This is a genomic window from uncultured Lutibacter sp. (assembly GCF_947495725.1).
Taxonomy (GTDB): domain Bacteria; phylum Bacteroidota; class Bacteroidia; order Flavobacteriales; family Flavobacteriaceae; genus Lutibacter.
The window spans coordinates 61,986-77,333 of the sequence record NZ_CANLZZ010000006.1; the positions used below are offsets into that span (position 1 = coordinate 61,986).

8 protein-coding genes are annotated in these 15,348 nt (G+C 31.1%); all 8 read left to right on the forward strand.

Annotated elements, in window-relative coordinates; genetic code table 11:
- Positions 1-168: 168 nt before the first annotated feature.
- The 8 genes from Q0776_RS14115 (at position 169) to Q0776_RS14150 (ending at position 15,338) form a co-directional block, all read left to right on the forward strand.
- Positions 169-1,791, forward strand: coding sequence for a sulfatase-like hydrolase/transferase (locus Q0776_RS14115; RefSeq protein WP_298369569.1), 1,623 nt, complete (start codon positions 169-171; stop codon positions 1,789-1,791).
- A gap of 24 nt (positions 1,792-1,815) precedes the next feature.
- Complete coding sequence (locus Q0776_RS14120) at positions 1,816-3,381, forward strand: sulfatase-like hydrolase/transferase (RefSeq protein ID WP_298369571.1); 1,566 nt, start codon at positions 1,816-1,818, stop codon at positions 3,379-3,381.
- Between the two features lie 31 nt (positions 3,382-3,412).
- On the forward strand, positions 3,413-5,650 hold the full coding sequence (locus Q0776_RS14125) for a glycoside hydrolase family 3 N-terminal domain-containing protein (protein WP_298369572.1): 2,238 nt from the start codon (positions 3,413-3,415) through the stop codon (positions 5,648-5,650).
- A gap of 221 nt (positions 5,651-5,871) precedes the next feature.
- Positions 5,872-7,743, forward strand: coding sequence for a sulfatase-like hydrolase/transferase (locus tag Q0776_RS14130; RefSeq protein ID WP_298369574.1), 1,872 nt, complete (start codon positions 5,872-5,874; stop codon positions 7,741-7,743).
- Between the two features lie 4 nt (positions 7,744-7,747).
- Positions 7,748-9,391 carry a sulfatase-like hydrolase/transferase gene (locus Q0776_RS14135; RefSeq protein ID WP_298369575.1) on the forward strand — a complete coding sequence of 548 codons (1,644 nt, stop codon included), beginning with the start codon at positions 7,748-7,750 and terminating at the stop codon, positions 9,389-9,391.
- Between the two features lie 230 nt (positions 9,392-9,621).
- Positions 9,622-11,262, forward strand: coding sequence for an alpha-glucan family phosphorylase (gene glgP, locus Q0776_RS14140; RefSeq protein ID WP_298369576.1), 1,641 nt, complete (start codon positions 9,622-9,624; stop codon positions 11,260-11,262).
- A 263-nt stretch (positions 11,263-11,525) separates the two neighbouring features.
- Positions 11,526-13,886: a glycoside hydrolase family 3 N-terminal domain-containing protein gene (locus Q0776_RS14145; RefSeq protein ID WP_298369578.1), complete on the forward strand. Its 2,361-nt coding sequence runs from the start codon at positions 11,526-11,528 to the stop codon at positions 13,884-13,886.
- A 3-nt stretch (positions 13,887-13,889) separates the two neighbouring features.
- Positions 13,890-15,338, forward strand: a complete 1,449-nt coding sequence (locus Q0776_RS14150; RefSeq protein WP_298369580.1) for an alpha-L-fucosidase — start codon at positions 13,890-13,892, stop codon at positions 15,336-15,338.
- Positions 15,339-15,348 lie beyond the last annotated feature (10 nt).

Consider the following 15,348-nt stretch of genomic DNA (forward strand, 5'->3'; position numbering starts at 1 on the left):
TAGTACATATTACTTTTTAATAATAATTGTAGGAATTATAAACTGAAAAAAACATATGTACTAGTAATTTTTTGAAATGTAGTATTATAAGGAAGCTTAAAAGAGTTAATTGTGTTGATAAAATTATAAATTTGATTTAGTTCTAAATGAATCAATACATAAGTAAAAATGAAATTAAATAAATTTATAGTTTCAATAGCTATTATCATATTGGCTGGTAATATTTATGCTCAAAAGCAAAACAAGCAAAAGCCAAATATAGTAGTAGTTTTTGCTGATGATATTAGTGCTAGAGAATTTCCAGTTTATAATTCAACAGTTTGGAATGCAGATTTTAAAGGAGAATCTACAGATTTAAAAATGAGGGCTAAGACTCCAGTTTTAAGTCGTTTAGCTGAAGAAGGTGTTTTTATTAAAACAGCTTGGGCGGCAACCATATGTTCTCCAAGTAGAGCAATGATGATGACTGGTCGTTATGCAGATAAGCATAAGTGGTGGCATAATGGTGATTTGGGAATGTCTATAAGTAAAGAAGGAAAAAGAAGGCCATGGCCTTTGTATGAAAGTTCAACTTTAATTGGACATATTGCTCAAAAAGCTGGCTACGCTACTATGTGGTCGGGTAAAACACAAATGAAAGGATCAGATTTATTAAAATTTGGTTTTGATGAAGGCGCATTTACACCTGGAGAACAAGGTGCTCCAAACAACCCAATGACAGATTTTAAAATTATTCCAAAAAAAGTGAATGGAAAGAAGGTATATATAAACGCAGATACGGGAAAAGAAATGAATACCTATCAACAGTATGGTTGGTACTGGCAGCCACATGTGCGTTTAATGAACCATCCAAGCTCTAATAAAAAATTAGATTGGTGGCCAAATACTAAAGAGTCTAAAGAAAAGTATGGTTTAAATACTTTTGGGCCCGATATAGAATTGGAGTTAATTTTCGATTTTATGGAGCGTAAACAAAAAGAAAGGAAGCCATTTTTTGTGTATCATACAACCCATTTAGGTCACGGTTCTGTAGATTTTTTCAATCAGCATCCAGATAATAATTACCCGCAAACACCAAAAATAAAATGGACAGGTAATGAGTATATTAGATTTGAACCTAATGTAACAGGAGATAAAGGAGTTTATAATACACATAATTCATTATCTGAACCTGGAATTAGAAATCATGTAAACTATTTAGATTACCAAGCCTGGTTATATATAAATAAGTTTAAACAAATGGGAATTGAAAACAATACTATTTTTATTTTCTGTGCAGATAATGGAACTCATTATTATGGAAAAGGAAGTCCGGTAAGTCAAAAAGGAACACATGTACCATTTATAGTTTATGCTCCTGGAATGCATTTAACAAAAAAAGGAGAACAAGATATTTTAGTAAATATAGCCGATGTTATGCCAACTATAGCTGATATTGTTGGAGTGAAAATAGAAAAAGATTATGAGATTGATGGTGTAAGTTTATGGCCATATTTAACAACTTCAACAAAAAAACATAGAGAGTGGATTTATTCTTATAAAAAAGGAATGCAGTTAATTAGAGGTTTCAATGTAATGAAAGATGGAGAAGGTACTTGGTACAATGTAGCTGAAGATGCTGATGATTTAGTAAGCTTTCCAAAAATAAAAGATTGGTCTAAAATGTCTAAAGTACATTTAGATGAAAGAGATCAATTAAACGCAATTTTACCAAAATATGATTTGCATGCTATTGCTCACGATGCACCAGGCTATATTGATAAAAAGAAGCTAAAAAAAAGTAAAAAATAATAATTTAGAAAAGTATATAGAATCATGAAAAGTAATTTCATAAAAAAAATTGTGGTACTAGCTATTGGAATTCTTACCGTAGTACCAAATTTTGCTCAAAGTAAAAGAAAGAAAAAAGGGAAAAAGCCAAATGTTTTGGTGATTTATACCGATGATCATAGGTTTACAGGTGTGCACGCTTTAGGTGGTATGGCTGTAAAAACACCTAATATAGATGCATTGGCACACGATGGTATTTCATTTACAAATGCATATCTAATGGGTTCTTTTTCTGGAGCAACTTGTATGCCAAGTAGAGCTATGTTGCACACTGGTAGACAATTATTTAATTTAAAAGAACAAGGTCGTTTAATTCCAACTACAGATACAACAATGGGGGAAGCTTTTCAACAAGCTGGATATAATTCTCATATTGTTGGTAAATGGCATCAAGGAAATCCTTCATTAAACCGTTCATTTGATACAGGTGATAATATTATGGGGCGAAGCGCTTACCTAACCGACCATTTTAGAATGCCTTATTGGGATTTCAATAAAAATAGTAATTATACAAGAGATGAAGCATTTTTGTTAATTTATGATAAGGATGGAAATAGAAAAAGAAGAGGTTTAACCAAAGATGATAAACGCGGACCAACCGCAACGGAAGCTTTTGGACCTCATACTTCGGAAGTTTTTGCAGAAAAGGCTTCAAAATACATTCAGGAAACAGATAAGAAAAAACCATTTTTTATGTATCTAGCTTTTCACGCTCCCCACGATCCGCGTCAGGCACCAAAAGAATATATGGAAATGTATCCTGTAAAAGATATTAATTTACCGCCATCGTATATGGAGCAACACCCATTTGATAATGGAGATATGGTATTAAGAGATGAAGCTTTAGCACCTTGGCCTAGAACTGAAAATGTAGCAAAAGAACATTTGGCGAGTTATTATGCAATTATTACACATTTAGATGCCCAAATTGGTAAAGTAATTAAAACCTTAAAAGAAACTGGTGTTTACGAAAATACAATTATTGTATTGGCAGGTGATAGTGGATTGGCAGTTGGAAACCACGGTTTAATGGGGAAACAAAGTGTTTATAATGAAGATGGAATTCACGTACCTTTTATTATTTCAGGAAATTTAATTGAAGATAAAGGTAGAAGAATTGACGCGTTAACGTATATACACGATATTTTTCCAACAGTTTGTGATTTAGCGAAAATTGAAAAACCTTCTTCAATTGATGGTAAAAGTTTAGTGCCTGTAATTAATAATGAAACTAAGCAAGTTCGAAATTCTATGTATTTTGCTTATAAACAATTTCAAAGAGCTTATAGAAAAGGCGATTATAAATTAATTGAATATGTAAGAGCAGATGGAAAACATCGTAAAACGGGTGAGTTTGTTGCAGGTTCTAGAGTAACACAATTATTTAATATTGTTAAAGATCCTTGGGAAACTACAGACCTTTCATTTTTTCCGGAGTACAAAGAAAAAGTTGATGAAATGCGTAAAGAAATGAAAGCAAATGCGATTGAATTAGGCGATGATAAGGATAAAATCGATGCGGTAGATTTCGATTTTTGGGATTATTATTAGTAAGTTTATCACACTTGAATAAAATTAAAAAATGACATATATATTTAAAAAAAGCTATCAATTACTATTGGTGGCTTTTGTTTTGTTGGTAGCGTGTAATCAAAAAGAGAATAAACCAAAAAACACAAAGGTTGATTCTTTGATTAGCAAAATGACTCTTGAAGAAAAAGTTGGACAAATGACTCAAATTACGTTGAGTGTTTTTTATAAAAAAGGAGTTCTTCAAGAAGAAAAACTAAAAAAATATATTGTTTCAAACGGTATTGGTTCAATTTTAAATGTAAATGAGTCTGAACCTTTATCTGTTGAAGAATGGCATGCATTAATTACAAAAATTCAAGATTACGCAAAAGAAAGTAGGTTACAAATACCTGTTTTATATGGAATTGATGCCATTCACGGTGCAACTTATACAAAAAATGCAACATTGTTTCCTCATAATATTGGATTGGCAGCTTCTCGAAATCCTAAATTAGCTTTTGAAATTGCTGAAATTACAGCTAAAGAAGTGAGAGCAAGTGGTATTCGTTGGAATTTTGACCCAGTTTTGGGAGTTGGAAAGCAACCATTATGGCCTCGTTTTGAAGAAACTTTTGGAGAAGATGTGTTGTTAGTTTCTGAATTTGGAACACAAGCAATTAAAGGTTATCAAAAGGACAATTTAAAAAGCAATACAAATGTAGCATCTTGTATGAAACATTTTTTAGGTTACTCAGTTCCACAATCGGGAAAAGATAGAACACCTGCGTATATTCCTGAAATTGTATTAAGAGAAACATTTATTCCACCATTTAAAAAAGCCGTAGAATCAGGTTCTTCAACAATAATGATTAATTCGGGTTCTATAAATGGAATTCCAGTGCATATAAATAAGTATTTATTAACTGATTTGTTGAAAAACGAGTGGGGTTTTAAAGGGTTTGTGGTTACCGATTGGGAAGATATTATGTATTTGCACAAGGAGCATAAAGTAGCTATAAACAATAAAGATGCTGTAAAAATGGCTGTAAATGCAGGGATTGATATGAGTATGGTTCCTAATAAATTAGATTTTTATCACGATTTAATTGAGTTGGTTAATGAAGGCGAGGTTTCAATGAACCGAGTAGATGATGCAGTAAGGAGAATTTTAAAAGTAAAATTCGATTTAGAGTTATTTGATAATCCATATCCTGAAAAAGAGGCTGTTGCTAATTTTGGATTAGCTTCCTACAAAGAAACAGCTTTAAAAACGGCAGAACAAAGTATGACTTTGCTGAAAAATAATTCAATAAATAATAAACCAATTTTACCATTAAGTAAAAATTCAAAAGTGTTAATTGCGGGTCCTGCAGCAAATTCTTTAGCAACATTACACGGTAGTTGGTCGTACACTTGGCAAGGAGATAGAGAACATTTATATGCTGAATCTACTTTAACAATTAAAGAAGCTATAGAAAACAAAATAGGAAAAGAAAACGTTATTTGTGTTGCGCCAAATAAATTTCAAAAAATAACTACTTCAGAAATAAAAAGTGTAACTCAAAAAGCTAAAAATGCAGATTGTATTATTTTGTGTTTGGGTGAAATAAGCTATGCAGAAACTAAAGGAAATATAGATGATTTAGAATTATCTAAAGATCAAATTGCACTAGCAAAGGCTGCAATTGCAACTAATAAACCTGTAATTTTAGTTTTAACAGAAGGAAGACCAAGAATTGTAAATGAATTTATTGAAGGAATAGATGGTGTTTTAATGGCATACCGACCAGGAAGTGAAGGAGCAAATGCAATTGCAAATGTGCTGTTTGGAGATTATAACCCAAGTGGAAAATTACCGTTTTCATATCCTAAATATTCGGGCAATTTATTAAATTATGATGCTCCTATGCGTAATATAAAAACATACAAACCTCAATGGGCTTTTGGTGAAGGTTTAAGTTATACTTCATTTGAATATGATGAAATTGAATTGAGTACTAAAAGGTTGAATGAGAATGAGGCGTTAAGTGTAAAAATAAAAGTTACCAATACTGGTAAAGTTGATGGCGATTTGGTTATCGATTTATTTGTAAAAGATTTGGTTGCTTCAGTAATTCCACCAATGAAAAAATTAAGAAAGTTTGATAGAGTTTATTTGAGTTCAGCTGAATCTAAAGTAGTAGAATTTACATTAAATAAAGATGATTTATCGTTTGTAAATGCCAATTTAGAGCGAGTTACGGAAGACGGAGAATTTGAAATTTTAATAGGTGCTAAGTCAGCAAAATTTATATTTTCTAAAAAATAAATTACTGGTAAATAGTATTTTATAGGGGAGTTATGTAGAATAATGTATATATACTTTTTATATACATAAGGCTGTTTTATGATGTTTAATCTTCTTTATTTAATTAGACATTTGTATCGGTTTTAAAATCATATGAACAGTGGTTTGTGTCTTTAATTTTGTTCTTTTGGTATTGTAATTGAAATCTGCTTTTTAAGTTAGTTTTATCAAACCAATATTAAATGAAGACCATATTAAAATTTTTATTCCTTTTAGTTTTAAGTTTAAAACTATCTGCACAAGAAAATAAACCAAATATTCTTTGGATTATGACCGATGACCAGAGAATGGACTCTAACGGTTATTTTAATGAAATTACAACAGGTAAAAAAGAAAGCCCGTTAGGTTATGTGGAGTCTCCAAATTTAGACGCTTTAGCAAAAGAAGGAACGGTTTATACCAATTTTCATTGTAATTCTCCGGCTTGTGCGCCTTCACGAGGTAGTATTGTAACGGGTAAATATCCACATCATGCAGGTATTTATGGTTTTGAAAAAACTCATAATAAAAATGATTTTTTCAATAAAACATTGCCTGAAGTTATGGTTGATAATGGTTACCAAACCACAATGTTTGGTAAAAAAGGATATTATATTTTTAATTTAACGTCAAAAGGAATAAATGGAGATCCTGAATTTTATGAGCAATATGTGTATGCAAATGATTTACGAAGAAATTCTAAAACAACCGATTGGGATAACAATTCAGTTTGGGGAAAAGTAAATGGAAAAAGTAAAAAAACTGATTCTAGAGTAAATTTCTACTATCCAGATGGAACTCATAAGTCTTTCTCCAGATTAGAAAGTATTTCAAAAGAAGAAAAGAAAGTTAAAGCTGAGGTAGAGAAGGAGTTAGATATATTATATGCGTATACAAGAAGCAGTTCCGATTTAATTGTTGGAGGTGTAAATTCGATGCCAGCAGGTAAAACTTTAGATGGAAATATTACAAGAGAATTTTTAGATTATTTAAAAAATGCAAATAAAAGTTATGAGTCTCCAATGGGAAGAAAGTTGAATGGAGCTGATACTTCAAAACCAATTTTTACAAGTTTAAGTTATCATTTTCCACATACACCAGTTATGCCTCCAAAAGAATTTAGAGATCGTTTTAAAGGAAAATTATACAACATACCTGAGTTTAGTAAGTCTGAATTAAAAAAATTACCTCCCCAGTTAAAAAAGCTATATGATAAAGGTCAAATAGATGGTTTAACCGAAGAAGAAAAGCAACAAACTATTAGAGATTACTATGCATTTTGTGCTTATGGAGATTCGGAAATAGGAAAAGCAATAAATGAGTTTAAAGCATATAGCAAAAGAAATAACCAAGAATACATGATTTTTTATGTGTGCGGAGATCACGGATGGCAACTAGGAGAACAAGGAATTGAAACTAAGTTTTCACCTTGGGAATTATCAAACCATACTTCTGCAATTATTGTTTCTTCAGAAAAAAAGAAATTTCCTGCAGGTAAAGTTTATAAAGGATTTACAGAATATGTAGATATTTTTCCAACAATAATTTCCGCTGGAGGTTCAGATATTTCAAAAAATGAATTCGATTTTTTAGATGGTTATGATTTGGCTGAAGTGTTAGAGAATAAAAAATTAAAAAGAGATTATGTTATTGCTGAAATGAACCACGTAATTGGTCCAAGAGCATATATACGCACTAAACACTTTTCTTTTTCTATGAGAACAAGAGAGAAAAATTCAAAAGCAAGTAATAAGTATAGACCTAATACAAATGTAAAATGGGGAGTTGAAGCAGAAAGAGATGCCGTTGAAATGGCAATGTATGATTTACGTGTTGATCCTAAAGAAAGAAATAATGTAGCCAACGATAAAGAGTATATTAAATTGGCAGACTGGTTTAGACAAAAATTAGGAAATATAGTATTAGGTGATGGTCGTGTTGAGAGTAACTGGTCAAAACAAAATGATTACAATATTTCAAATTTTGCGAAAGGATCAGATGATAAAAAAATAAATATTCCAAGTAAGATTATTCCAGTAAAACAAATTAAAATTCAACAAAAAATAAAATCATAAGTTTATGTTTAAATACATTCAATTCATTCTAATATTTGCAATTTCTGTGTCAGTTTTAGCGCAGAAAAATAAAAAACCAAATATCATTTTAATATTTGCCGATGATATTAGTGCTCGCGAGTTACCTATATATAAATCAGATACTTGGAGTCCTCCAAAAGGAGGAGACACACAAGATCTCCAATACAGAGCAAAAACACCAGTGCTAGATAATTTAGCAAACGAAGGTATTTATGTTAAAACGGCTTGGGCTGCAGTAGTATGTTCTCCAAGTAGAGCAATGATGATGACTGGTAGGTATGCACACATACATAAATGGTGGGCAAATAGTGATATTGGAAGGTATTCTATAGGGAAAAAGAAAACGGCAACATATCCTTTATTTAAGAGTTCTCCAAAATTAATTGGACACATTGCACAAGAAGGTGGTTACAAAACATTTTGGGTAGGGAAAACTCAAATGCGAAATGATGATATAGACCAATATGGTTTTGAAGAAGGAGTTTTTACAGCCGGTAATGTTAAATTGGCGGGCGAAAATCCATATACAACTTTTCAAGTTGATCAAATTAAAAAAGATGGAAAAAAAATAGTTTTGAACAATGACAGTGGAGAAGAAGTTGTTACTTATCCGCAATCTAGTTGGTATTGGCAACCTCAAGTTATGTTAATGAATCATCCAAGTTCAACAAAAAAATATGAATGGTGGCCAAATACTTCGAAATCTAAAAAAGAATACAGTGTTAATACTTATGGACCAGATGTTGAACTTAATTTTGCTTTAGAGTTTATGGAGCGCAAGGTCAAAAAAAATGAGCCTTTCTTTTTATATCATACCTCACATTTAGGTCATGATGCATTTGATTTTTTAAACCCTACAGAAAAAAATAAATGGCCCGGAACGCCAATGGTTACATTTAAAAATGGAAAATATAAAAGAACAGAGCCAAATATTAAAGGTAGTAACGGAAAGTTTAATTTAAACGGTACAGTTACAAAACCTGGTATTCACAACCACATAAATTATTTAGATTATCAAGTTTCTTTGTATTTAGAAAAAATGAAAGAGCTTAAAATAGATAATAATACCATTCTTATTTTCTGCGCAGATAATGGTACTAGCGGATATGGTAAAAATAGCAATGCAGTTCAAAAAGGTGTGCATGTTCCTTTTATTATGTATGCACCAGGATTTAATTTTACAAAAAAAGGAGAACAAGATATTTTGTTAAACATTTCAGATGTATTACCAACTATTGCAGACATTGTTGGAGTTGATATTCCTGAAGATTATGAAATTAATGGAGAAAGCTTCTGGCCTTATTTAACAACTGATAAAAAAGAGCATAGAAAATGGATTTATGCTTATAAGGCAGGTACACAATTAATTAGAGGTAAAAATGTATTAAAAGATGGAACAAATAAATGGTTTGATGTAAGTAAAACCCCTACAGATTTAATTAGCTTTCCTGTGATTAAAGATTGGAAAACAGTTTCCAAAGATCTTAAAAAAGAAAAAAATGAATTAAATGCTATTTTACCGAAATTTGATTTGTTTGCAACAGCACCACATGGACCATTAGAGCCTGGAGCTGTATTACCAAAAAAGAAAGAAAAATCTTGGTTAAAGAAGAAAAATAAAAAATAAAATAGTTTGAGTTTGGTTAAGTTTAAACTCCGAAAATTGTGGGAAACAATTTTTGGGGTTTTTATTTTTACGAATAATAGTAAAAGAGCTATATAAATGTTCTATTTTAATAATAAAACGCAAATAACTTGTTTAAGGGTTATTTGTAAACTGCAATATGGTAAAATAGCACATAATATTAGGCGTGTAATCCTATAAATTTGGAAATAATTTTAAAATATCGAATTTAGATGGAGAATACGTACAGTAAATGGCATCATCCTTATAAAATTAACAAAAAGTTTGAAAAAAAAGTTGCATACTTTAGTATGGAGTTTGGAATTCATCAAGCATTAAAAATATATTCTGGAGGACTTGGATTTTTAGCAGGTTCACATATGAGATCGGCTTTTGAGCTTAAGCAAAATATGATTGGTATAGGAATGCTTTGGAAGTATGGATATTACGATCAAGCAAGAAATGAAGATCAAACACTTCGTACAGATTTTATTGAAAAAACTTACAATTTTCTTGAAGATACTGGAATTGAAGTTGAGGTTCCTTTACATGATAACCCATCGGTTAAAGTAAGAGCATACATTTTAAAACCAGAAATTTTTGGTTGTGTTCCAATGTATTTATTAAGTACAGATGTTGAAGGAAATGATCATTTATCTAGAACAATTACAAACCATCTATACGATTCTAATGAATTAACAAGAGTTTCTCAAAGTATTATTTTAGGTATTGGAGGAGCAAAGGTTGTTGAAGCTTTAGGTGGTGCTGATGTTTATCATTTAAATGAAGGTCATGCATTACCAGCTTTCTATTATTTAAGAGATCAAGGAGTAACTAAAGACCAAATGGCCTTTACAACACATACACCTGAAAAAGCAGGTAATGAAGAACGTGACGCGCGACATCTAAACAGATGTGGATTTTTTGGAAGAAAACTTTCTGAGGAGGAATTAAGAAAGGAAATGGTAAATGACGGAATGATTAATTATACTGTATCGGCATTAAGATTTGCAAAAAAATCCAATGCAGTTTCCAAATTACACGCTGTAGTTTCTAATGATATGTGGAAAGGTTTTGATGGAATTAGTGAAATAATTCCAATTACAAACGCTCAAAATCAATCTTTTTGGCAAGATGAAGAAATTAAAAAAGCTTGGAAAAAGAAAAGTGCTAAAAAATTTAGAGAGAGAAAAACAGCGCTAAAGAATGAGTTGTTTAGTGTAGTTTTAAATCAAACTGAGAAAATTTTTGATCCAAATATTATTACAATTGTTTGGGCAAGACGATTTGCAGGTTACAAAAGAGCAGATATGTTTTTATATGATTTACAGCGTTTTGAAAAATTATTATCTAATGAAAAGTATCCAGTACAAATAATTTGGGCAGGTAAGCCTTACCCAAAAGATTATTACGCAATTGATATTTTTAATCATCTTGTAAACTATTCTAAAAATTCTAAAAATTTAGCAGTTTTAGTTGGTTACGAAATAGATTTATCAAAAAAGTTAAAATGTGGTTCTGATATTTGGTTAAACACTCCAAGAATTACTCGCGAAGCTTCTGGAACAAGTGGTATGACAGCTGCATTTAACGGTTCGGTAAATGTTTCAATTAACGATGGTTGGATTCCAGAATTTGAAAAACATGGCGAAAACTGTTTTGTACTTCCTGAATTAGATTACAAGTTACCTGTATGGGAACAAGACGAAAAAGATTGTGCAAACCTATTCGATATTCTTGAAAATGAAGTATTGCCAACCTATTATGATAAGCCAAAAAAATGGCAAGAAATAGTATTTAAAGGAATGGATGATACAATTCCAGAATTTACTAGTCAGAGAATGGCAACTCAATATTATGAGGAATTATACTAAATAATAAACTAATTATCTATTAATAGTTAACATGAAAATGTTAACAGAAAAAGCTCAAACCTATTGGTTTGAGCTTTTTTGTTATTAGAATACATTCAAAAAACTAATTTTTAGTATTATAATTATCACTTTTGGTTATAACTGTTGTACTATTGGTTATTTCTAATGCATAATTGAAGCAGTAGGGTTGAAGTCTAAAAATAAAACTTAAATAATTAATATATTTGATAGGATTTAATGAAACCAAAATTTTAATTTATTATATGAGAATTCTATCACTTTTGTTAATCAACTTATTTCTTTTTTCTTGCTCAACAAAACAAGAACAACCAATTCAACTAGTTTCAGATTTTTCAACTTCAGAAATTGATTCCAAAGTGGAAGCTATAATGAGTAAAATGACGTTAGACGAAAAGCTAGCCCAAATTCAAGGTATTCGTCCAAAGGAAATAATGGAAGATGGAAAAATTTCATTAGAAAAATGTAGAGAGAAAATTCCATATGGAATTGGTCATTTTTCACAATTTTCATCGGGTTTAACTATGGAACCTGAAGAATTACGTGATTTTGTACGATCTGTTCAAAATTATTTAATGACTGAAACTAACTCTAAAATTCCTGCAATTTTTCACGAGGAAGCTATAACGGGTTTTGCAACACAAGGAGCAACAACTTTTCCTCAACAATTAGGAATGGGATGCTCGTGGAATGAAGAATTAATTTCGAAAAACACAAATTCTACCAGACTTAATATGCGCGCTGCAGGAGCAACTTATGCACTTTCTCCAATGTTAGATATTAGTAGAACTGCGCATTGGGAGCGTATTGAAGAAAGTTATGGTGAAGATGCTTATTTAACTTCAGCATTAGGTTTAGCTTTTGTAAAAGGTTTACAAGGAAAAGATTTAAGAAGCGGTGTTGCTTGTACAACAAAACACTTTGCAGGTTATGGTTCTCAAAATAACAATGCTAAAGAATTATACGAAGAATATTTAATGCCGCACGAAGTAGCAATTAAATTAGGAGGTGTAAAAAGTGTAATGCCTTCTTACGGAAAATACAAAGGAAAAGCAGTTGTTGCAAATAAAGAAATGCTAACAACTATGTTACGAGATATTGTTGGATTTAATGGTGTAGTTGTTAGTGATTACAGCTCAATAAACTTACTTGTAGGTGGACATAAAGAGGCTAAAAATCAAACAGAAGCTGGCGCAATGGCTTTAAATGCAGGAACTGATATTGAACTTTCAGAAGGAAGATGTTTTCCAAAATTACCACAAGCTATAGAACAAGGATTAATTACTATAGAAAAAATTGACGATGCTGTAAGACGTTCATTAATTATGAAAGCAAGACTTGGTTTGTTAGATGAAAACCCACAAATTGGTGTTGATGGCGATTTAGATTTTGATCCACCTATAAACAGAGAATTGGCCTACGAATCTGCTTGTCAGTCTATAGTTTTGTTAAAGAATAATGGAATTTTACCATTAAAAAAAGATATAAAAAAAGTAGCTTTAGTTGGTCCAAATGCAGCAAGTGTTTATGGTATGTTAGGAGATTATACGTATCAATCTATGATTTCATTTTGGTGGAGTACACCTTTTGATGCTAACAATCCTAAATTGGTTCCATTAAGCGAAGGTTTAGCAGCTAAATTAGGAGAAAATGTTACTATTCAACACGAAAGAGGTTGCGATTGGAGCGCACCGTTAGAGTCTGTAATACAAGCTGAATTAGGTGATGATAGGTTGAGTAAATTAAAAATGATGAGCATTAAGGGTGTTCCTCAACCAGATTTAGAAAATGCGTTGAAAATTTCCAAAGAGAGTGATGTTATTATCGCTGCTGTTGGCGAAAATATTTATTTAGTTGGCGAAGGTAGAAAGCGTAAAGGAATCAGACTTCCGGGAGAGCAAGAAGCTTTTGTTGAAAAACTAATAGCAACGGGTAAACCTGTAGTTTTGGTTATTATGGGAGGAAGACAACAATTGGTAAGTAAGTTTGAAGATAAATGCGCTGCAATTGTACAAGCTTGGTTTCCAGGAGAAGAAGGTGGAAATGCAATTGCTGATATTTTAGTAGGTAATGTAAACCCAACAGCTAAATTATGTGTTACATATCCTAAAACTGAAGATAAACAAGAAATTAATTACAAAAATGGTTATGCTGAAGATAATCAACCTCAATATCCGTTTGGTTTTGGATTATCGTACACAAATTACGAGTATAGCGATTTAAAAATGGAAACTTCAGCAAACGTTGAAGATGAAAGAATTCCATTTACATTTAAAGTGAAAAATGTTGGTGAATTTGATGGAACTGAAATTGTTCAGTTATATGTTTCTCCAAAAAGTGAAACTTCAACCTTAAATAAAATTCAATTAGAAGGATTTAAAAGAGTGGAATTAAAAGCAGGAGAAGAAAAAACCGTAACATTTAAAGTTTCTCCACAGCAATTTACTCAATATATAAATGACGAATGGATTATTGAACCTGAAAAATTTGAATTTTTAATAGGAGCTTCTTCAACAGATATAAGATTAAAAAGCGACTTGAATTTACAAGGGACAAGAAAAGTATTAAAAAACGGTAGATCCATATTTTTCTCTGAAAATAATTAAGTTATGTATTTAAATAAGTTGAAATTTAGTTCAATAATTGGCTTTGTGGTTATACTTCTTTTTAGTAATATTCAATGTTCAACTAAGGTTGAAGAGAAACTGAATAGTATAGAAATTGCTAAAAGAGAATTTATAAATAAACGTTTTGGAATGTTTATTTGCTATAATATAATGTCTTATGGAGCAAAATGGGGTGAAGCTAACTATCCAATAGAATCATTTAATCCTCAAAAATTAGATTGTAATCAATGGGCTGATGCAGCGATTTCTGCAGGAATGAAATTTGGATTGTTAACAACAAAACATCACGAAGGTTTTTGTTTGTGGGATAGTAAGTTTACAGACTATGATGTTGCTTCTACACCTTATAAAAAGGATATTGTTGAACAATATGCTAATGCATTTAGAAAAAAAGGTTTAGGAGTTGGATTGTATTATTCTATTTGGGATAGTACTGAAGGAATAGACAAAGGAAGTGTAACTCCAGAAAAGCTGAAATTTATAAAAGGTCAAATAACAGAATTATTGAGTAATTATGGTAAAGTTGATTATTTTGTGATGGATGGTTGGTTTTGGAGAATGGGACATAAAGAGGTTCCATATAATGAAATAAGATCACTAATTCGTAAATTACAACCAGATTGTTTAATTACGGATCATACGCATATGCAAGCTCCATATCATATGGATATTCCTTATTTTGAAGGTCCATTCGGGGCATATCCGTCAACAGATAACACAATGGCCTCGGCTTTAGGACATTGTAGTGTAAAAGGAAATGGTTGGTTTTGGGATGAAAAAACTCCAAATGGACTAAAAGGAGATGATGGTGTAGATGTAGTAGTTAAAAAACTAACAGAATGTGAAGATCGTTATTGTACTTTTATGTTGAACTGTATGCCTAACCGTGATGGTTTAATGGATCCTATTTTTATTGATATGCTTTCAGAAATAGGTGAAAAATGGAAACCAAACACAAACAGGCCGGAGCTTCCAAATCAAGGGAAACAAATTATTACAACTTATCTTGTTAAGGAAATCAAGGCTTCAAGTGGTAATTCAGAATACCTTATTGATGGAACTAAAATTGCTGGGAAGAATTATTATACTTGGTATTCTGATGAGAGTTTTCCTCAAAATATAATTTTGGATCTAGGAGAAGTAAAAGAAAATGTAGATGTATTAACAATTGTTCCTCATCATCGCTGTAAACCGGCTCCAGAAACATCATTATCAGAAGGGAACATTACAAAATGTAAGGTTTATGTGAGTGCTGATAATAAAACCTTTTCTGAAGTAGGTGAATACACTTGGCAAGCTAATAATAAATATAGAAACATATCTTTCGAAAAAAGTAAAGCTCGTTATATTAAACTAGAAATTTTAGAAGCAAACGGTCCAAATACAATAATAACGGAACTTGAAGTAGGAACATCAGAAAGTATTTTTTAGATCTTTTTTT